Origin of the sequence: Paractinoplanes maris (genome assembly GCF_023544465.1) — a bacterium.
GTDB lineage: Bacteria > Actinomycetota > Actinomycetes > Mycobacteriales > Micromonosporaceae > Actinoplanes > Actinoplanes maris.
This window is the reverse complement of sequence record NZ_JALPVL010000001.1, coordinates 844,367-863,409: the sequence shown is the minus strand read 5'-3', so window position 1 is coordinate 863,409 and position 19,043 is coordinate 844,367. Positions and strand designations below refer to the sequence as shown.

At 70.0% G+C, this 19,043-nt stretch carries 20 protein-coding genes and 1 pseudogene; 12 read left to right on the top strand and 9 right to left on the bottom strand.

The window, feature by feature from the left end; all coding sequences use genetic code 11:
• Positions 1-82: 82 nt before the first annotated feature.
• Positions 83-874, top strand: a complete 792-nt coding sequence (locus NAG42_RS04165; protein WP_250028037.1) for an SRPBCC family protein — start codon at positions 83-85, stop codon at positions 872-874.
• A 45-nt stretch (positions 875-919) separates the two neighbouring features.
• On the opposite strand, the gene NAG42_RS04160 is transcribed toward NAG42_RS04165, so the two are convergent.
• Positions 920-2,227: a sensor histidine kinase gene (locus tag NAG42_RS04160; RefSeq protein WP_250028035.1), complete on the bottom strand. Its 1,308-nt coding sequence runs from the start codon at positions 2,225-2,227 to the stop codon at positions 920-922.
• A 98-nt stretch (positions 2,228-2,325) separates the two neighbouring features.
• Positions 2,326-2,538, bottom strand: a complete 213-nt coding sequence (locus NAG42_RS04155; RefSeq protein ID WP_250028033.1) for a DUF7455 domain-containing protein — start codon at positions 2,536-2,538, stop codon at positions 2,326-2,328.
• A gap of 315 nt (positions 2,539-2,853) precedes the next feature.
• Here NAG42_RS04155 and NAG42_RS04150 point away from each other — a divergent pair, with 315 nt between their 5' ends.
• Complete coding sequence (locus tag NAG42_RS04150; protein WP_250028030.1) at positions 2,854-3,258, top strand: response regulator; 405 nt, start codon at positions 2,854-2,856, stop codon at positions 3,256-3,258.
• 121 nt (positions 3,259-3,379) lie between these two features.
• Here the strand turns inward: NAG42_RS04150 and NAG42_RS04145 are convergent, their stop codons facing one another.
• Positions 3,380-4,132 carry a class I SAM-dependent methyltransferase gene (locus tag NAG42_RS04145; RefSeq protein WP_250028028.1) on the bottom strand — a complete coding sequence of 251 codons (753 nt, stop codon included), beginning with the start codon at positions 4,130-4,132 and terminating at the stop codon, positions 3,380-3,382.
• Positions 4,133-4,135: 3 nt separating this feature from the next.
• Positions 4,136-4,891 carry an SDR family oxidoreductase gene (locus NAG42_RS04140; RefSeq protein ID WP_250028026.1) on the bottom strand — a complete coding sequence of 252 codons (756 nt, stop codon included), beginning with the start codon at positions 4,889-4,891 and terminating at the stop codon, positions 4,136-4,138.
• 158 nt (positions 4,892-5,049) lie between these two features.
• Between NAG42_RS04140 and mshA the strand changes: the two genes are divergently transcribed.
• The 3 genes from mshA (at position 5,050) to NAG42_RS04125 (ending at position 8,076) form a co-directional block, all read left to right on the top strand.
• The gene (mshA, locus tag NAG42_RS04135) at positions 5,050-6,318 is read left to right on the top strand and encodes a D-inositol-3-phosphate glycosyltransferase (RefSeq protein ID WP_250028023.1); all 1,269 of its coding nucleotides are present in this window, start codon (positions 5,050-5,052) and stop codon (positions 6,316-6,318) included.
• On the top strand, positions 6,312-6,803 hold the full coding sequence (locus NAG42_RS04130) for a type III secretion system chaperone family protein (protein WP_250028022.1): 492 nt from the start codon (positions 6,312-6,314) through the stop codon (positions 6,801-6,803). The genes mshA and NAG42_RS04130 overlap by 7 nt, the downstream gene beginning before the upstream one ends.
• A gap of 73 nt (positions 6,804-6,876) precedes the next feature.
• A complete protein-coding gene (locus NAG42_RS04125) occupies positions 6,877-8,076 on the top strand; it encodes a hypothetical protein (protein WP_250028020.1) in 1,200 nt (399 codons plus the stop codon).
• A gap of 452 nt (positions 8,077-8,528) precedes the next feature.
• On the opposite strand, the gene NAG42_RS04120 is transcribed toward NAG42_RS04125, so the two are convergent.
• The gene (locus NAG42_RS04120; RefSeq protein WP_250028018.1) at positions 8,529-9,746 is read right to left on the bottom strand and encodes an MFS transporter; all 1,218 of its coding nucleotides are present in this window, start codon (positions 9,744-9,746) and stop codon (positions 8,529-8,531) included.
• A 43-nt stretch (positions 9,747-9,789) separates the two neighbouring features.
• Complete coding sequence (locus NAG42_RS04115; protein ID WP_250028016.1) at positions 9,790-11,103, bottom strand: MDR family MFS transporter; 1,314 nt, start codon at positions 11,101-11,103, stop codon at positions 9,790-9,792.
• A 133-nt stretch (positions 11,104-11,236) separates the two neighbouring features.
• On the opposite strand from NAG42_RS04115, the gene NAG42_RS04110 reads away from it, so the two are divergent.
• A complete protein-coding gene (locus NAG42_RS04110) occupies positions 11,237-11,983 on the top strand; it encodes a phosphoglyceromutase (protein ID WP_250028015.1) in 747 nt (248 codons plus the stop codon).
• 67 nt (positions 11,984-12,050) lie between these two features.
• On the opposite strand, the gene phoU is transcribed toward NAG42_RS04110, so the two are convergent.
• Positions 12,051-12,704: a phosphate signaling complex protein PhoU gene (gene phoU / locus NAG42_RS04105; RefSeq protein WP_250028013.1), complete on the bottom strand. Its 654-nt coding sequence runs from the start codon at positions 12,702-12,704 to the stop codon at positions 12,051-12,053.
• Positions 12,705-12,922: 218 nt separating this feature from the next.
• Between phoU and NAG42_RS04100 the strand changes: the two are divergent.
• A pseudogene (locus NAG42_RS04100) lies at positions 12,923-14,189 on the top strand (sensor histidine kinase).
• Between the two features lie 32 nt (positions 14,190-14,221).
• Positions 14,222-14,905, top strand: a complete 684-nt coding sequence (locus NAG42_RS04095) for a response regulator (RefSeq protein ID WP_250028009.1) — start codon at positions 14,222-14,224, stop codon at positions 14,903-14,905.
• Here the strand turns inward: NAG42_RS04095 and NAG42_RS04090 are convergent.
• On the bottom strand, positions 14,902-15,774 hold the full coding sequence (locus NAG42_RS04090; RefSeq protein WP_250028008.1) for a DUF3109 family protein: 873 nt from the start codon (positions 15,772-15,774) through the stop codon (positions 14,902-14,904). The two genes, NAG42_RS04095 and NAG42_RS04090, sit on opposite strands and share 4 nt — an antisense overlap.
• Before the next feature lie 112 nt (positions 15,775-15,886).
• Between NAG42_RS04090 and NAG42_RS04085 the strand changes: the two genes are divergently transcribed.
• Positions 15,887-16,708 (top strand): sugar phosphate isomerase/epimerase family protein, encoded by an 822-nt coding sequence (locus NAG42_RS04085; RefSeq protein ID WP_250028006.1) that lies wholly within the window; start codon positions 15,887-15,889, stop codon positions 16,706-16,708.
• Between the two features lie 54 nt (positions 16,709-16,762).
• Here NAG42_RS04085 and NAG42_RS04080 read toward each other — a convergent pair whose 3' ends face one another.
• Positions 16,763-17,323, bottom strand: coding sequence for a CGNR zinc finger domain-containing protein (locus NAG42_RS04080; protein ID WP_250028004.1), 561 nt, complete (start codon positions 17,321-17,323; stop codon positions 16,763-16,765).
• 105 nt (positions 17,324-17,428) lie between these two features.
• Here NAG42_RS04080 and NAG42_RS04075 point away from each other — a divergent pair, with 105 nt between their 5' ends.
• The 3 genes from NAG42_RS04075 to NAG42_RS04065 all read left to right on the top strand — a co-directional run bounded on the left by NAG42_RS04075 (position 17,429) and on the right by NAG42_RS04065 (position 19,017).
• Positions 17,429-18,346: a proline dehydrogenase family protein gene (locus NAG42_RS04075; RefSeq protein WP_250028002.1), complete on the top strand. Its 918-nt coding sequence runs from the start codon at positions 17,429-17,431 to the stop codon at positions 18,344-18,346.
• Positions 18,347-18,540: 194 nt separating this feature from the next.
• Entirely contained in the window at positions 18,541-18,753 is a 213-nt protein-coding gene (locus NAG42_RS04070; RefSeq protein WP_203784881.1) for a helix-turn-helix domain-containing protein, read from the top strand.
• Between the two features lie 162 nt (positions 18,754-18,915).
• Positions 18,916-19,017 (top strand): 30S ribosomal protein bS22, encoded by a 102-nt coding sequence (locus NAG42_RS04065; RefSeq protein WP_020520584.1) that lies wholly within the window; start codon positions 18,916-18,918, stop codon positions 19,015-19,017.
• The last annotated feature ends 26 nt before the right edge of the window (positions 19,018-19,043 follow it).

Below are 19,043 nucleotides of genomic sequence, written 5' to 3'. Positions count from 1 at the left end.
CGAAACCGAACTCAGCCCGTAATCGCCTCCGTACTCTCAGTTATGCCGACAAGTCAGCTCGCGAAGGCATGGGAGAGATGCGATGAGCATGGTTCAGCAGGCCATCGAGGTGAGTGCACCGTTGCACACGGTGTACGAGCAACTCGCCGCGTTCGAGAACTACCCGCAGTTCATGAGCGGTGTCCGAGAGGTCACCCCGATCGGCGGTGACCGCACCCACTGGATCATGGACGTCGAGGGGAAGCGGCGCGAGTTCGACGCCCAGATCATCGAACGGTCGATGGACGAGCGGGTCTCGTGGGCGACCACGGAGGGGCCGCTGCTCGCCGAGACGATCACCCTGCGGCCGATGGGCGAGACCAAGACCCAGGTGGTCGCCCAGCTCGAGGCCGACATCGCCTTTCTGATGCCCAACGACCGGCACGGCCAGGCCTCGCTGAACAAGCGGCTGAAGGCCGACCTGACCGCGTTCAAGGGACTGGTCGAGAGCGGGGCCAGCACGAAGAAGCTGGCCCGGCCGGTGCCGTCCCCCGCCGCGATCGCCGCTCGCACCCGCAACCGGGCGCACCCCGGCGCCGGCTGGGGGACCAGCGCGGCCGAGCACAGCAACGCCAGCCGGGTCGATCTGCCCTATCACGGGATGTCCGCGTCCACGATGGGCACCAGCGTCGACATCACCAGTGCACCCGGCATCACCAGCGCGCACGACCTCGACGACGTTCTGGCTCCCGGCCGCCGCATCGCCCGGGCCGGCACCGTCAGCGGTGGCCCGGCCGCCGGCGCCACCGCGCCGATGGGTGGCCGGCCGACCCGGGACACTTGGGGCGACGGCATGATCAACGAAGAGGACCGCGGCAGCGCCCACGACATGTGACTCAGACCCGGGGCCGGCTCCTCCGCGAGCCGGCCTCCGCCCGCGTCAGACCGGAGCGGCTTCCAGGGTCACGATCAGGCGCGCGCCGTGGGGCGTGGCGTGTTCGTAGCGGACCGTGCCGCCGTTGGCCTCGACCAGGTGGCGGACGATGAACAGGCCCAGACCGGCGCCGCGCACGAAACGCCCGAACAGCGTCGGCACCAGGTCGTCGGCGATGCCCGGCCCGTTGTCCTGGACCACCACCTCGACCCGGTCGTCGTGCCGCACCGCGCTCAGGATGATCGGCGCGGCCCCGTACGTGATGGCGTTGGTGACCAGGCTCCGCAGCACGACCTGGACGTGCCCCCGATCGGCCAGCACCGACAGGTCGTCGGCCGATTCGACCCGTACGTCCTCCGGTGCACCCGCCGACGCCGCGACCACAGCATCGGCGACCTCCTTCAGCGGCACCGGATTACGCCGCGCCGTGACCGAGCCGGTGTCCAGCCGGAACAGCAGCTGCAGATCGTTCATCATCTTGATCAGGCGCTGCGTGTTCTTGTCGATCTTCGTCGTCAGCTCGAGCCGGAGGTCGTCGGGCAGCTCGGCCCAGTCCTCCCGCAGCAGCTCGGCCAGGCTGGCGATGGAGCTGATCGGCTGCGCGACATCGTGGGTCAGCATCGACGTGAGGTCGTTCTTGAAGGTGAGGGCGGCCTCGAGGTTGCCGTGCGCCACCCGCAGCCGGTCGGCCTCCGCGCGGACCGCCGCGTTCTCGTCCCGCAGGCGCGCGACCTCGGCCGTGTGCTCCTCGCGCAAGCGGCCGATCTCAGCCTGGGCAGCAGCCTGTTCGCCGGCCAGCACAGCAACCTGTTCGCCGGCGAGTGCGGCAGCCTGCTCGCCGGCCAGCACGGCCGCGCTTTCGCCGGCGAGCGCGGCAGCGTGTTCGTCGGCCGCCGCGACCGCTTGCTCGTCGGCGAGCTCAGCCGCTCGACGGTCGGCGAGATGCCGCCGGCCGGCGGTGTCGGCGGCGCGAAACGCCAGTGCCAGGAGAGCCACGGCGGCCAGCGTCAGGAGGGAGGCGGCCGGCTGCCGGCCGAGAGCCGCGACACAGATGACCGCGGCGAAGAGAAAAAGAAGTGCGGTGAAGCCGTGCACGACCCGGCCGGCGGTCCGGTCGATCGCCGGCAGCGCCCCCAGGATCAGGGCGAGTCCGGCCGGGACGAGCGCGGCCGCCGGCACGGCGAGCAAGCCGTCCGGCGGATCGCCTCGGAGTGACGTGAGCAGGGCCGCGACGCCGGCGAGGGCGACCGCGGCTCCGGCGCTCCCGGCAATCAGCCGGGACGGCCTGCCCAGATCACGCGCCGCATCATGCACGTGGTCCCCTCAAGGACTAATCCCCTCAAGAGCTCTCAAGGACAATCCCCTCAAGAGCTGAGGAAACCAGCATAACGCGACGCAAGCGGATCAAGCGGTTACTTTCCGGCCCACTCGAAGCCGTCCTCGAGGACGATGCGCTCGGCGATCCGGACGATGTCGTCGCTGTGCCGGTTGGCGTGGTGGCCGCAGAACGCCAGCTCGCCGCCGCTGGTCAGGGTGACCACCAGCTTGGCGGCGGCGCCGCAACGGTCACAACGCTCGGTCATGGCGGCAACGGTGGTGATCTCTGGCGACAGCAGGCTGGACATATCGCACTCCTTGCTCAGTGGCGGTGTGTAGCGGTACTCCGAGTTGATCGGCTCCGCGCCACACCGCTTTAGCTCTTCTCTTCGATCTTCCAGGCTCTGCGTACGGCCCCGAAGGCGTTGCAACCCAGGTGCAACCGGGCAACTCCACGATTCCCTCAACCCCGTACGTGCATGCGTATTCCAACGGGTGAAGTACGTGACAGGGCATGGCTTCGGCGCACTGATGCGGCAAAGGCCAGACCGTGCAACTCGGTGCCGATAGCGTGAGGTCGCGAACCGGCACGGAACGTGACATCCGAACCACCAGGAGGATCCATGTCGCAGGCGCCCGCACCCGAGACGCGGCCCACGGTCCTGGTCGTGGACGACGAGGAGGACCTGCGCGACATCATGCGCCGGATGCTCGAGCGCCGCGGCTTCGCCACCCTGACCGCGGGCGACTCCCAGCAGGCCATCGCCGCTTGCCGTGAGCATCCGGGCGACATCGACATCCTGGTCACCGACCTCGGGTTGCCCGGCGTCTCGGGTGGTGAGCTGTCCCGGTCGGCCACCCAGCTGCGGCCGGAGATGAGCGTCGTCTACATCTCGGGGCTGCCCAAGGAGATCGCGGTGGCCGACGGGCTGATCGGCGAGGACGCGCTGCTCGTGAAGAAGCCGTTCAGCAGTGAGGTCCTCGTGCAGACACTGCGGGCTGTGCTCGACGCGTCGGACGACAACTGAACCGCACCGGCTCGTCCACCCCGACGGCACCTGCCGCCCAGCAATCTGGGTGGCAGGCATTGCTCACCCCCTGAGGCCGGGCCGGTCCGCTGCGGAGGACCGGCCCGGTTTCGCAAAACCTTCAGGCCGGGTACGGCACAGTGAGCTCACCCAGCCGCCAGCGAGCCGGGCCGTCGAGCACCACCAGACCCTCCGAGCGCATCCGCCGGCAGGTCGCCAGCCATCGCTGGCGCGGCCCGAACGGTGTCGCCTCGGACTCCCACGCGCGGCCCAGCGCCTGCAGCAGCTCGTGCACGGGCTCGCCGGGCACGTTGTGGTGGATCAACGCCTTCGGCAGCCGCTCGGCGAATGTCGCCGGGTGGTCCAGATCGGACAACCGGGCGGAAAACGTCAGAGTGCTCGGCCGGCCGGCCTCGACCACGACCCACGTGGCGACCCGGCCCAGCTCGTCACAGGTGCCCTCGACCAGGACAGCGCCGGTCGCGGTCATCGCCGTCCAGGCCGCGGCCACCTCGTCCTCGGCGTACTGCCGGAGCACGTTGAACGCACGCACCACCACCGGGCGCAGGCCGGCCAGCTCGAAGCCGCCCCGCCGGAACTCCAGGAGTGGGGGGTCGGCCCGGGGCTGGGCGGCTTCGACCCGTACGGGATCGATCTCGAGACCCACCACGGAGACATCCGGGCGAACGGCCGCCGCCAGGCGGGCCCGCAACTCCACGGCGGTGACCGGGGTCGCGCCGTAGCCCAGATCGATCACCAGGGGCGCCGCCGCGGCCCGCAGCAGATCGCCGCAGCGGTAGGCCACGTAGTTGTCGACGCGGCGCAACCGGTTGGGATTGGTCGTCCCCCGGGTGATCGCGCCGACCGGCTTCACCGCCTACTTCTCCCGGTAGACCTTGTGCTGGGCGGCCTGCGCGATCGGGCGCACCACGATGCGGTCGAGATTGACGTGGTGCGGCCGGGTCGCGGCGAAGGCGATGATGTCGGCGATGTCGTCGGCCACCAGCGGTTCGCGCACACCCTCGTAGATCGCGTCGGCCTTGGCCCGGTCGCCGCCGAAACGCTTGAGCGAGAACTCGTCGGTGCGCACCATGCCGGGGTCGACCTCGACGATCCGCACCGGCTTACCCGACAACTCCAGCCGCAGCGTGCCGACCAGGGCGGTCTGCGCGTGCTTGGCCGCCGTGTATCCGCCGCCGCCCTCATAGACCGTGAACGCCGCGGTCGAGCCGACCGTCACGATCGTCCCGTTGCCACCGGCGATCAGAGCCGGCAGCAGTGCCTTCGTCACACGCAGCGTGCCGAGGACGTTGACGTCGAACATCGCCTGCCAGTCCTCGGGCGAGCCGGACTCCACCGGGTCGAGGCCGACCGCCCCACCCGCGTTGTTGACCAGCAGCGTCACCGGTCCGCCGAGCGCGTCCACCGCCGCCGCCAGCGCCGCGACCGACTCGTCGGAGGTGACGTCGCACTCGACCGCGGTCGCGGCCGGCCCGATCTCGTCGGTCAGCTCCCGGAGCCGGTCGGCCCGCCGCGCCGCCGCGACGACGTGGAATCCCTCGGTCGCGAGCCGGCGGGCGGTCGCCGCCCCGATACCGCTCGACGCTCCCGTGACCACAGCGATGTTCTGCATACCCCCATCCTTCCCGATGTCCCACCGGTCCCGGCGCCGCGTGCCCGCCGATGAAATGAGTCACCCCCGGGTGGCGCGATGGGGGTTCGGTGCCCGTGGGCGGGGAAGATTAATGACGGCGCAACAATCCCCGTGTCACCCGTCCAGGAGGAACAATCGTGGCAGAATGGCCGACCCCCCGGCGCATTGCCACCCTCTCGGTTCACACGTCCCCGCTCGAGCAACCGGGCACCGGCGACGCCGGCGGCATGAACGTGTACATCGTCGAGGTCAGCAAGCGGCTCGCCGGCCTGGGCGTGGAGGTCGAGATCTTCACCCGGGCCACCCGTGGCGACCTTCCCCCGGTCGTCGAGATGGCCCCGGGCGTCACCGTCCGGCACATCACCTCGGGCCCGTTCGAGGGCCTTTCCAAGGAGGAGCTGCCGGCCCAGCTCTGTGCCTTCACCCACGGCGTGCTGCGGGCCGAGGCGGCGCACCCGCCGGGCCGCTACGACCTGATCCACTCCCACTACTGGCTGTCCGGCCAGGTCGGCTGGCTCGCTCGCGAGCGCTGGGGCGTGCCGCACGTGCACACCGCGCACACCCTGGCCAAGGTCAAGAACCGGCTGATCGCGGCCGGTGACCGGCCCGAGCCCAAGGCCCGCGTGATCGGCGAGGAGCAGGTGGTCGCCGAGTCCGACCAGCTGGTGGCCAACACCCGCTTCGAGGCGCAGGACCTGGTCGCCTACTACGACGCCGACCCGGCCCGGGTCACCGTCGTCCAGCCCGGCGTCGACCTCGACCGGTTCCGTCCCGGGCCGGCCGACCGGGCCCGTTTCGGCCTGCCCGAGCGCGGCCGGGTGATCGCCTTCGTCGGCCGCATCCAGCCGCTCAAGGCGCCCGATGTCCTCATCTCGGCGCTGGCCAAGATGCGTGAACCGGATACCACGCTGGTCATCTGCGGCGGTCCGAGCGGCAGTGGGCTCGACCGGCCGACCGCGCTCATCGAGCTCGCCGACTCGCTGGGCGTCAGCGACTCGGTGGTCTTCCTGCCGCCGCAGGACGGGGCCGGGCTGGCCGCGCTCTATCGCAGCGCCGACCTGGTCGCCGTCCCGTCCTTCAACGAGTCGTTCGGGCTGGTCGCGCTCGAGGCGCAGGCCTGCGGCACGCCGGTGGTCGCGGCCGCGGTCGGCGGTCTGGTCACCGCCGTACGCGATGGGTTGAGCGGGGTCCTGGTCGACGGGCACGATCCGGGTGACTGGGCCCGCGTGCTCGACGACCTGCTCGCCGCACCCGCGCTGCGCGAGAAGCTGTCGGCCGGGGCGGTCGCGCACGCCTCCGACTTCTCCTGGGACCGGACGGCCGAGGGGCTGCTGCGGGTCTACCGTGAGGCCGTGACCGGGCACCGCGCATTGATCGCGAAGCGCTTGGAGGCGTACGCATGGTGACCGACCTGATCGAGAAGGCGCTGACCGACCGGGAGCTCGAGTGGGAGTCCACCGGCCCGGGGGCCTACGTCGTGACCCTGCCCGGCACGCACAAGCTCAAGACGGCGTGCAACCTGATCGTCGGTGAGCATGCCCTGCGCATCGAGGCGTTCGTGATGCGCCACCCCGACGAGCGGCACGAGGAACTGTGGGCGTGGCTGCTGCGGCGCAACGCCCGCATGTACGCGGTGGCGTTCTCGATCGATGCCGCGGGCGACGTCTATCTGACCGGGCGGGTGTCGCTGGCCGGGCTCGACGAGGACGAGCTCGACCGACTGCTGGGGTCGGTGCTGACGTACGCCGACGAATCGTTCGACACCATGCTCGAGATCGGATTCGGCTCGTCCATCACGCGCGAGTGGGAGTGGCGGGTCAAGCGCGGCGAGTCGGTGGCCAATCTGCAGGCGTTCAAGCACCTCGCACCGTCCGAGGATTCGTCCTCCTAGGTCGTGTCGGCGCTCCGGGAACCGGGTAGGTGAACGGGAAGAGAAATCCGCCGATGAAGAAGAGGTGAATGGCGTGGCCGCCACGAAGACCACGAAGAACCGGACGAGCCGCAACGAGACTCCGAACACCCCGGACGTCAACGAAAGCAAGATCGCCCGGATGAAGGTCGACGAGCTGCGCCGGGAACTGAAGAACCGCGGCGTCAAGGGAACCGCCGACCTGAAGAAACCCGACCTGGTCAAGAAGATGGTCAAGGCCGAGCTCAAGGACGCCAAGGGTGCCAAGAGCGGCGGGAAGAACCCGACCAGCCACAACGACACCCCGGACACCCCCGAGGTGAGCGAGTCCAAGATCGCCGGCATGAAGGTGGCCAACCTGCGTACCCAGCTGACCAAGCTGGGGGTCAAGGGCACCGCTGAGATGAAGAAGGCCGAGCTGGTCGAGCGGTATGTGAAGGCTCGCCTCAAGGTCGCGAAGGCGTCGAAGTCCGCCTCGGCTTCGAAGTCCACCAAGTCGTCGCCGTCCGCCGCGGCACGGTCCGCGTCGGCCAAGTCTGCGAAGGCGCCGTCTGCGTCGGTCAAGCCCGCGAAGGCGTCGTCGTCCGCGTCGGCCAAGTCGGCGAAGTCGGCGAAGTCGGCGAAGTCGTCAGGCTCCGCGAAGTCGTCGAGCCCCGCGAAGTCGTCAAGCTCCGCGAAATCGTCGAGTCCCGCGAAGTCGTCGTCCAACTCGGCCAAGTCGTCGAGCACGGCGAAACCGTCGAACTCGGCCAAGGCGTCGAGTCCCGCCAAGTCGTCCAACTCAGCCAAGTCGTCGAGCACGGCGAAGTCGTCGAACTCGGCCAAGGCGTCGAGTCCGGCCAAGGCGCCGAACTCGGCCAAGTCGTCGAGCACGGCGAAGAAGAGCGCGGACGGCGGCAAGCGGACCGGCAAGAAGGCGTCGAAGTCGCTCGACTACTCCCAGGAGATCAAGTCGACCAGCGACCGGCCGGAACGCGACGGTCGCAGTCTTGTCACGACCGATCACGAAGTGATTCGTCAGTGGGCCAAGTCCCGGCGCGCCGTGCCGTCGACCGTGGCCGGCACCCAGCACGACGGCCATCTCGGTGTGCTGCGTTTCGATTTCCCGGGGTATTCAGGTGACGGGCTGGTCGAGGTCAGCTGGGCGGAATGGTTCGACGCGTTCGACAAGCGCCGGCTGAACTTCATCTACCAGGAACGGCGATCGGGCGGCGAGCGCAGCAACTTCTTCCAGCTCGAGAATCCCGACGAATAGACGAACGTCCGGACTGTCGCATTTGTCCAGCCCAGATGTGGGACAGGTCATCCGCCGATCGGCCAGTAGTGGGTGACTGTGATGGTGCAGACAGATGGCGGACAGCCAGTTGGCTTGTCTGCCTTGACCGGCCCAACTAGCGTAATCAATGGACGTCGGACCGTTAGTTCGGGGAACTGGTTGATCGGAGACGATCGCCGCGGCCGGCGTTTGGGGACGGGTGGCATATGCCGTTGGGGGACGGCGCGACCCGAGACCGGCGGTTAGTGCGGGCGACGCCTATGGGGATGGGCGTCGTCCGCCGCCGCCGGTGCCAAGGGACGGCCTTCGGGCCGTCCTTTTTTGTGCGCCGCGCTCGGACTGGATGGGGCTCAACCCGCGTGCGCCGCGCTGGCTCGAGGTGGTTCGGGTTCAACCCGCGTGCGCCGCGCGGGGCTGGAGTGGATTCGGGCTCAACCCACGTCCGAGGTCACCGCGGTTTCGGCGCGGATTGTGGCCACCCGGCGCTCCCGGGATGGTCCGGCCAACAGGTGCAGGGCCGCGGCGGCCGCCCCCAGCACGCCCACGACGATCCAGTGGGCGTCCCCGAGGTACTGCAAGCCGGCCCCGCCCAGCGACGGCGCCAGGAACGACGCGGCCGGGAACGTCAGGAAGAACACGGCCTGGTAGCGACCGCGCAGAGCGAGCGGCGCCAGCTCCGAGTTGATCTCGGCGTTGGGTGGGGCGGCCAGCATGCTGCCGATCGTCCAGATCACCGCCGCGCCGAGATAGAGCACCACGCTGTCGGCGGCGGCCAGCACGGCGAAGCCCACCCCGTTGGTCAGCAACGCCAGCGCCAGCACCCGGGCCTTGCGGCGGCCGTCGATCAGGCGCGGCACGAAGAGCTGGCCGACCACGATCAGGGCGCCGCCCAGGGCGACCACCGACCCGTAGGCCGAGGGGCTCAACCCGTCCGCGTGCATCGCCAGCGGCACGATCGTGCTCGCCTGGGTGTAGATCAGTGCCTGCAGCAGCGTCAGCCCCACGAAGACCAGGAAGATCCGGTCGGTCAGCACCGTGCCGAGCCCGCCCGGTGAGCGGGTCACCGGGCGGCGCAGCGTCTCCGGCACCTTCCAGGTGATCAGCACGCCGGTGGCCAGGGTGCAGGCCGCGTCGATCAGGAACAGGCCCTGGTAGCTCCATTGCGCCAGCAGCCCGGCCAGCAGCGAGGCGCCCGCCAGCCCGAGGTTCAGCGCCCAGAACTGCAGGTTGAAGGCGCGGGACCGCTTCTCGGCGGGGGTCACGTCGATGATCGCGGCGACGAAGGCGGGGGCGGCCATCGACTGGGCGACGCCGAGCAGGGCGCAGAGCACGGCGATCGCCGCGAGGCTGGTGCTGAAGGCCAGGGCGGTCAGCGCGACGACGGTGGCGAAGTGGGACACGAGCAGGGTGCGGCGGCGGCCCCAGCGGTCGGTCAGGACGCCGCCGGCCAGGGTGCCGAGCAGACCCCCGATCCCGTACGTCCCCACGATGAGCCCGGCCAGCGCGGTGCCGGCGTGGCGCTGTGAGGTCAGGTAGAGCGACAGGAACAACACCGCGAAGCCGCCGACCTTGTTGATCAGCAGGCCGGTCCAGAGATACCAGTACGTCGCGGAGAGGCCGCCGGCCGTGTCCCGAAGCCAAGCCCGCACGGGCCGCTCCCTCTATCGGTAACCGTCTTAACAGATAGCGACGTTACCGCGCCGGCAGCTTGGCCGGGGCGTCGGCCACCGGCTCGGCCACGGTGGGCACCGGGTGCGTTTCGGACGACGTCGCGAGCTCGACCGGTGAGGCCACCGCCGGCGCGATCGCACTCATCCGGCGCTGCCGGCTCGGCCCGGCGAGCAGGTGGCCACCGGCGACCAGCGCGCACACCACGAAACACCCGAGCCACAGCACCGTGTCGCCGAAGTGCTGCTGGGTGAAGCCGCCGGCGATCGGGGCCAGGGCCGCTCCGGCCGACCACGAGAGCGAGTTGAGCCCCTGGTAACGACCTCGCAGGGCGGCGGGGGAGAGGGCGGCCACGGTGGTCGCGTTGCTGGGCGACTGGATCATCTCGCCGAGCGTCCAGATCACCACGCTCAGCGCGAAGAACCAGGACGCGTCGGCGAAGGCGTTGAGCCCGAACCCGACGCCGATGATCAGCGAGCCCAGGGCCAGCACCCGGGACGGCTCGCGCCCGCCGATCAGCTTGGGGATGAACAGCTGGCCGAGGACGATGAGCACCCCGTTGACGGCGATCACCCAGCCGTACGTCGCGGCGGACAGGCCGTCGGCGGTCATCGCGATCGGCAGCGTCGACAGGTGCTGCATCATCACGACGATGCCGCCCAGCGAGACCAGCAGGTAGGTGACGAAGACCCGGTCGCGCAGCACGGTCATCATGCCGCCGCCCGCGCTGTCGTGGGGCAGCCGGACAGCCGTACGGGAGGGCTTGGTCTCCCGGATGAAGGTCAGGCAGATCAGCGCGGTGATCAGGGTCGTGCCCGCGTCGACCACGAAGAGCAGCAGGTAATCGGCCTTGGCGGCCAGGCCCGCACCCACCGCGGCCAGCGCGAAGCCCAGGTTGATGGCCCAGTAGTTGAGCGAGAACGCCCGGACCCGGTCACGCTCGGGCACGACGTCGACCATCATCGCCGAGAAGGCCGGCCGCACCGCCTCGCTGAAGAAGCCGAGCAGGAACGTGACCGAGATGATCTGGCCGTAGTCGTGGGCGAAGCCGAGCGCGAGCATCAGCGCGGCCGCACCGAACTGGGCGGTCAGCATCGTCGGCTTGCGCCCCCAGCGGTCGGCCAGCACCCCGCCGACCGTGGTGCCGAGTGCGCCGCCGACGCCGTAGAGGCCGATGACCAGCCCGGCCTCGCTCTGCGAGAAGTGCCGCTCGCCGGTCAGGTAGATGGCCAGGAAGATCACCACGAACGAACCGAGCCGGTTGATCAGCGTCCCGGTCCAGAGCAGCCAGAACTGCCGGGGCAGGCCGCCGACGGCCTGCTCGTACCAACCCCGCACACGTGCCCCCGTAAGTAGCGCTCGGCTCCTGCTGCCTTACAACTTAAACGGCCGCGCAAGTTGGTTTCCACGTGGTGGTCGCCACTTGAGGGTCCCCACCCGGCGTTCAGGCGGCTGCGGCAGGATGGAGGTCATGACAGGGACTTTGGTGCTGCTGCGGCACGGCAACAGCGAGTGGAACGCCAAGAACCTCTTCACCGGCTGGGTCGACGTCGATCTCGACGCCAAGGGTGAGGGCGAGGCCCGGCGCGGCGGCGAGCTGCTCAAGGAGAGCGGGGTGCTGCCCGACGTGGTGCACACCAGCGTCCTGCGCCGCGCGATCCGCACGAGCGAGATCGCCCTGCACGTCGCCGACCGGCACTGGATTCCGGTGAAGCGGTCGTGGCGGCTCAACGAGCGCCACTACGGCGCCCTGCAGGGCAAGGACAAGAAGCAGACCCTCGAGACGTACGGCGAGGAGCAGTTCATGCTCTGGCGGCGCTCCTACGACGTGCCGCCGCCGCCGATCGAGCCGGACTCGGAGTTCTCGCAGTTCGACGACCCGCGGTATGCCTTCTTGCCGTCCGAGGCCAAGCCGACGGCCGAGTGCCTGAAGGACGTGCTGGTGCGGGCTCTGCCCTATTGGTATGACGAGATCGTGCCGGACCTGCGCGCCGGTAAGACCGTGCTGGTCGCCGCGCACGGCAACTCGCTGCGCGCCTTCGTGAAGCACCTCGACGGCATCTCCGACGAGGCGATCTCGAAGCTGAACATCCCGACCGGCATCCCGCTGCGCTACGACCTCGACGACGACCTGCGCCCGCTGAAGCCGGGCGGCGAGTATCTCGACCCCGAGGCGGCCAAGGAAGCCGCCGCCGCGGTCGCCAACCAGGGTCGCTGACACTTGCAAAAGGGCCGGGACGCCCCCGTGGCGTCCCGGCCCCTTTGCCGGCCAGGCGAGCGTCAGCTCAGCTCTGGTCGCCCACCGGCTCTCCGGTGATCAGGTAAACCAGCTGCTCGCCCACGTTGACGGCGTGGTCGGCGTACCGCTCGTAGAAGCGGCCCAGCAGCGCGCCGTCGATCGCCGTCTCGGCGCCGTACGGCCAGTCGTCGTCCAGCATGATCTTGAAGAGCTGACGCTCCAGCTCGTCGATGTCGTCGTCCTGGTGCTCGAGCTTGGCCGCGAGCTCGGCGTCGGGCTTGGCCAGCAGGCCCGCGATGCTGCCGGCCATCCGGTCGGCCACGTCGGCCATGTCCTTGAAGACCGGGCGCAGCTCGGCCGGCACGGCGGGCGACGGGTGCCGCCGCTGGGCCGTCTTGGCCACATGCTCGGCCAGGTCACCCATCCGCTCGAGGTCGGCCGAGATGTGCAGGGCGGTGATGACCATCCGCAGGTCGGAGGCGACCGGCGCCTGGCGGGCGATGGTGTCGGCCACCTTGGCCTCGACCTGGCTGTAGATCTCGTCGACCTCCTGGTCGCGCTCGATGACCGACTGAGCGGCTTTGAGATCGGCGGTGAGCAGGGCGGTCGTGGCCTTGCGCAGCGCTTCCCGCACGGCCTCCGCCATCGTCACCAGCAGGCGACTGACCTCGTTGAGGTCGGACTGGAACTCCTCGCGCATGTTTTTCGTCCCGGGGTTCGGTGGGGCCGTTCCCAGGGCAGGGCACGACCGTGGTCGGTCTACAAACTATGCGGGCCTGGCGGCGGTCGCGTGAACGGTAATGAACGACGCCGGGCGCAGTGGTGAACATTCTTCGACGCCCGCCCGTTTTGTCCGTCTGATGGTAGTAGCCAGGTAAACAATGACCCTACGATCGCTGCGTGGACCTGGTGTACGGCATCCCCCTGATCGTTGTCGCGCTCGTCGTCGGCGCGCTCGTCGGGGCGCTGGCCGTCCGGGGACGCAGGTCGCCGGCGCCGCCGGCCGGGGACGGATCGCTCAAGGGGGGACGCGCCATCGACACGGACGAGCAGCGCACCGGCAAGCACGGCATGAAGGGGCTGGGTCGCAAGAGCCTCGACTCGCTGCGTGTCGGCGTGGTGGTCCTCGACGCCGAGGACCACCCGGTGCTGGTCAACCCGGCCGCCCGGGCGATGGGCCTGTTGCGCTCCGGTGGGGCGCCGGGCACAATCGCCGCCCACCCCATCCTGCGGACGCTGGCCGGCCAGGTGCGCCGCACCGGTGTCCGCCGCGAGGTGGAGCTCGACCTGCCCCGCGGCCGGGCCGGCGCCGCCGCGGCCCCGCTCGGGCTGCACCTGCGCGCGGTCGCCCTCAACTCCACTCACGTCGCGATCGAGGCGGCCGACGTCACCGAGTCGCACCGGCTGGCCCGGGTGCGGCGCGACTTCGTGGCCAACGTGAGCCACGAGCTCAAGACGCCGATCGGCGCGCTGCAACTGCTCGCCGAGGCCCTGCTCGACGCGACCGAGCTGCAGGTGGCCGGCCCCGCTGAGGAGCAGTCGGAGGACCTGCTGGCCGCCCGCCGGTTCGCCGAGCGGATCCACCACGAGTCGGCCCGGATGGGCCGCCTGGTGAGCGAGTTGCTCGAGCTGACCCGCCTGCAGGGCGCCGAGCCGCTGCCGACTCCCGAGCCGGTCGCCGCCGACTGGGTCATCGCCGAGGTCGTCGACCGCACCCGCACCACGGCCTCGGCCAAGGGCATCGAGGTGGTCTACAGCGGGCCCAAGGGTGCCATGGTCTATGGCAGCGACAGTCAGGTCGCCACCGCGGTGACCAACCTGGTGGAGAACGCGATCGCCTACTCGGGCGAGGACACCAAGGTCGAGATCACGCTGCGCCAGGGCGACGACTGGGTCGAGATCGACGTGGCCGACCAGGGCATCGGCATCGCCCCGCACGACGTCGACCGCATCTTCGAACGGTTCTACCGGGCCGACCAGGCCCGCTCGCGGTCGACCGGCGGCACCGGCCTGGGCCTGGCGATCGTCAAGCACATCGCGACCAACCACGGCGGCCGGGTCGATGTGACCAGCACCCTGGGTGACGGTTCGACGTTCACCCTGCGCCTACCGGCCCGTCCCCCCCGAAGCCCCCTTGCCGTTACCGACGGCAATTGAGATCGAGTCCGGTGCGGCCGGACGTTGAGTCCCGGCAGCCGGAAGATGGAAGGAACCACATTGGCCCGCGTGCTCGTGGTCGAAGATGAGGAGTCGTTCTCCGACGCCCTGTCGTACATGCTGCGCAAGGAGGGCTTCGAGGTGTCGGTCGCCCCGACCGGGACCTCGGCGCTGACGCAGTTCGACCGGACCGGTGCCGACATCGTGCTGCTCGACCTCATGCTTCCCGAGATGTCCGGCACCGAGGTCTGCCGCCAGCTGCGGCAGCGCTCGGCCGTGCCGATCATCATGGTGACCGCCCGGGACAGCGAGATCGACAAGGTGGTCGGTCTCGAGATCGGCGCCGACGACTATGTGACCAAGCCGTACTCCCCGCGCGAGCTGGTGGCTCGCATCCGCGCCGTGCTCCGCCGCCAGGGTGCCGAGGCCGCCGAGGTCACGACGCCGACGCTGGCCGCCGGTCCGGTGCGGATGGACGTCGAGCGTCACGTGGTCACGGTCGACGGTGCCGGCGTGCAGCTCCCGCTCAAGGAGTTCGAGCTGCTCGAGTTGCTGCTGCGCAACGCCGGCCGGGTGCTGACCCGTGGCCAGCTGATCGACCGGGTCTGGGGGGCCGACTACGTCGGTGACACCAAGACCCTGGACGTGCACGTCAAGCGGCTGCGTTCCAAGGTGGAGCCGGAGCCGTCGACGCCGCGCTACATCGTCACGGTCCGCGGCCTCGGCTACAAATTCGAGCCCTAGGAACCAGGCGGCGCGGCGGGCTCACGTCCGCCGCGCTTCTGGGGGATCGCGGCGGCGGCGGCCGCGACGGTCGCCGGGTGCACCGCGATCAGGCCCGACTTGACCCGGGCGTCGCAGAGCTCGGCCAGCCGGCCGTAGGCACCCTTGCCGATCAGCGCGGTCAGCTCCGGGGCGTACGAGATGTACATCGGATCGCTGCCGACGTGGGCCTCCGGAGACGACGTGCACCACCAGTCGAGGTCGTGCCCACCCGGTCCCCAGCCCCGCCGGTCGAACTCGGTCAGCGTCGACTGCAGCAGTTTCGTCCCGTCCGGCCGCTTGATCCAGTCCTGCTCGCGGCGCACGGGCAGCTGCCAGCAGACGTCGGGCTTGTATTCCAGCGGGTGGACGCCGTCCCGCAGCGCCTGGGCGTGCAGAGCGCACCCACCACCACCGGCGAAGCTCGCGTCGTTGAGGAAGACACACGGGCCGTCCTCGGACTGGATCGCCGTCCGGCGGGCGGGTTTCGCGCCGTCGATCGTGTCGAGCTCGGTGTAGTTCTTGAAGCCCTTGCGGTAGTGCTGCCACGTCTCCGGGGTCAGCTTCGCGGCGGCGCCCTTCACCCGGTTCTCGTCGTCGGCGTCGGTGAAGAACGCCCCGTGCGAGCAGCAGCCGTCCTGCGCCCGACCGGCGACGATGCCGTGGCAGGCGGAGCCGAAGACGCAGGTCCACCGGGACAGCAACCAGGTCAGGTCGGCCCGCACCAGGTGCTTCTCGTCGTCGGGGTCGAGGAACTCGATCCACTCACGAGGAAAGTCCAGGTCGACCTCGGCGGCGCGGGCGGCTGCCGCGGGGGCCAGGGTGATGCGGATCTGGTCACGGCGGCTCACCTGCGACAGCGTACGCGCGCGGTACGGCAAAGCCCGAGCCGACGCCCGGTATGCAGGCATATACCCGGTCGAGGAGAAGGCGTACGCGACAAACGGGTCTACCCTTGACCTCGTGAGTTCCCGCGTCCCCGTGCTCTTGTCCAGCTCGTCGGTCTTCCCCGAGCCGACGGCCGCTGCGTTCGAACTGGCTGCCACGACCGGTTACGACGGCCTCGAGGTCATGGTGTGGACCGACCGCGTCAGCCAGGACGCCGGTGCGCTGAAGGGTCTGTCCGACCATTACAACCTGCCGGTGCTCTCGGTGCACGCGCCCTGCCTGCTGGTCACCCAGCGGGTCTGGAGCCCCGACCCGTGGGAGCGGCTCAACCGGGCTGCCCAGCTGGCCGAGACGCTCGGCGCTCCCACCGTCGTGGTGCACCCGCCGTTCAGCTGGCAGCGTGACTACGCCAAGAATTTCGCCGCCGGCCTGGCCAAGGTCCAGGAGCGGCACCCCGACCTGTCCTTCGCGATCGAGAACATGTTCCCGGTCAAGATGGCCGGCCGCTGGTTCGTGCCCTACACCCCGGGCTGGGATCCGACCGAGACCGGCTTCGACGCCTACACGCTGGATCTGTCGCACTGCGCGGCGTCGCGCATCAACGCGCTCGGCATGGCCGACAAGATGGGGGCCGGCCTCAAGCACGTGCACCTGGGCGACGGCACCGGCGAGGGCCGCGACGAGCACCTGGTGCCCGGCCGGGGCAATCAGCCGTGCGCCGAGCTGCTGCGGTCGTTGTCGGCTCGCGGTTTCACCGGCTCGGTCGCGCTCGAGGTCTCGACCCGCAAGGCCGCGAGCCGGGCCGTCCGCGAGGCCGACCTGCGCGAGTCCCTGGAGTTCGCCCGCAAGCACCTGGCCCCGGCCGAGTCGGCCACCCCCGCAATCACCCGCGCGTGAGCTCAGTGGCCCCGCCCCATCACGTGTGGGGAAGTCGACTGCCATCTCAATGACCTAAACGGCGATTGCCCCGCGGAGCGAAGCGGAGCCGGCAAGCTCAGCGCGCTTGCGCGCGCGGTGGGCGGCGACGTGTGAGCGGGTGGCGCACCGCTCCGAGCAGAATCGCCGGCAGTTGTTGGACGACGTGTCGAGGTAGACGTTGCCGCACCGCTCGTCGGCGCAGATGCCGAAGCGGGCGCTGCCGAACTCGCAGAGCCACACCGAGAGGCCCCAGGCCGCGCCGGCCAGATATTCCGAGCTGACCGACGAGCCGCGGCTGGTCACGTGCATGTGCCAGTCGGCCGCGTCGTGCCCCGAGATTCGCGGCTGCACCGGGAACACCTCGAGCAGGGCGTTGAGTTCCTTGACCGCGTCACCGTCGCGGCCGGACGTCCCGTACTCGAAGACGTCGCGCAGGCGCCGCTGGGCGCGGCGGAACACCGCCACGTCCTTGTCGACGACCTCGTCGCGCATCCAGGCCTGCTCGTCGCCGAACAGGGCCCGCAGCCCGGCGAGATCGGCCAGCTCCGCGTTGACGAGGTCGACCGCGGTACGGGCGTACGCATCGAAGTTCACCCGACAAAGGTAGCCGCCCCCGAGCCCCGGGAACATAAGCGTTGTGGCTGACTGCGCCCGTGGCACTCGCGCGATACCGGGTGTTCCGGACGATACGCTCGGGTCATGCTCCGTCACCTGCTCCTTACCGCCGCCGGTTCGGACCGTCTCGGGCGGCTCGCCACCTCCGCGCCCCTCAGCGGAAACGTCGCTCGCGGGCTCGTCGCGGGGGCCGACGCCGACGCGGCGCTGCACACCGGCCGGGCTCTGGCCGACGACGGTCTCGCGCTCACTTTCGAGCACCTGTCGGCCGAGACCCGCAGCGTGGAGCAGGCGGTGGCGGTCCGCGACGAATACCGCAACCTGCTCGGCCGGCTCAAGAGTGCCGGTCTGGCGCCGGTGGCCGAGGTCAGCGTCAAGCTCTCGGCCCTGGGTCAGCGGCTCGACGAGCGGCTCGCCTACGAGCACGCCCTGGCCGTCTGTGCGGCCGCGGCCGAGGCCGGCACGACGGTGACGCTGGACGCCGAGGATCACACGCTGACCGACTCCACCCTTGAGATCCTCACCGAGCTGCGCAAGGACCACCCGGGCACCGGTGCGGTGCTGCAGGCCTACCTGCGCCGCACCGAGGGTGACTGCCGCGAACTGGCCACGGCCGGGTCGCGGGTGCGGCTCTGCAAGGGCGCGTATGCCGAACCGGAGTCGGTCGCCTTCCAGTCGGCCCTCGACATCGACAAGTCGTTCGTGCGCTGCCTCACCATCCTGATGTCGGGCGACGGTTATCCGATGGTCGCCACCCACGACCCCCGGCTGATCGCCATCGCCGAGGACCGGGCCCGCTGGTTCGACCGCACAGCCGACGAGTACGAGTTCCAGATGCTCCACGGCCTGCGGGTGGCGGAGCAGGCTCGCCTGGCCGCCGGCGGCAACGTGGTGCGGGTGTATCTGCCGTACGGCGAGCAGTGGTACGGCTATCTGATGCGCCGCCTGGCCGAGCGTCCGCGCACCGTGACCGTCCTCGGCCGCTCTCTCCTGGGCCGGTAGTCGCCTCAAGAGCAACAATTAGGTCTAAAACGCACCAGAACCGGCGTGTCGGCCTTGACTTTTTCGGGTCATTTTCACGGAACGTATCGCGTTGGTCACAGACGTATCGATACCGTTCTGATGACACGCACGTTCTCCGCCGCGTCGCCGGCCCCCTCGGCCGCCGTGGCATGTGCCCCGAAAGGTGCGACGACATGACGGGTCCAGCCCAGACCGAGGAACGGCTCTCGGAGGTGCGGTTCCTGACCGTGGCCGAGGTGGCCGCCCTGATGAGGGTCTCCAAGATGACGGTCTACCGGCTGGTGCACGGGGGTGACCTCACGGCCGTCCGCGTCGGGCGGTCGTTCCGGGTGCCCGAGCACGCTGTTCACGAGTATTTGCGCGGCGCGTTCTCCCAGACGGCGTAACACAGGCCTGGGGCCGTTTTGGCCCGGCCTCGGCCGGGCCGGTACGCTGGTGCGGTTGGCTCCCGGCCGCGATGAGCGCCGGGGCCGTCGACTCAGATCGGAAACGGGTTGCGCCGCACGGCACGCCCGCTCCGAGCCACCAGGTTTCGAGAGGCATTTCGTATGGGCTCCGTGGTCAAGAAGCGCCGCAAGCGTATGGCGAAGAAGAAGCACCGCAAGCTGCTGCGCAAGACCCGCGTCCAGCGTCGCAAATTGGGCAAGTAGCCTGCGGTCGGGTCTCTGACCCGACC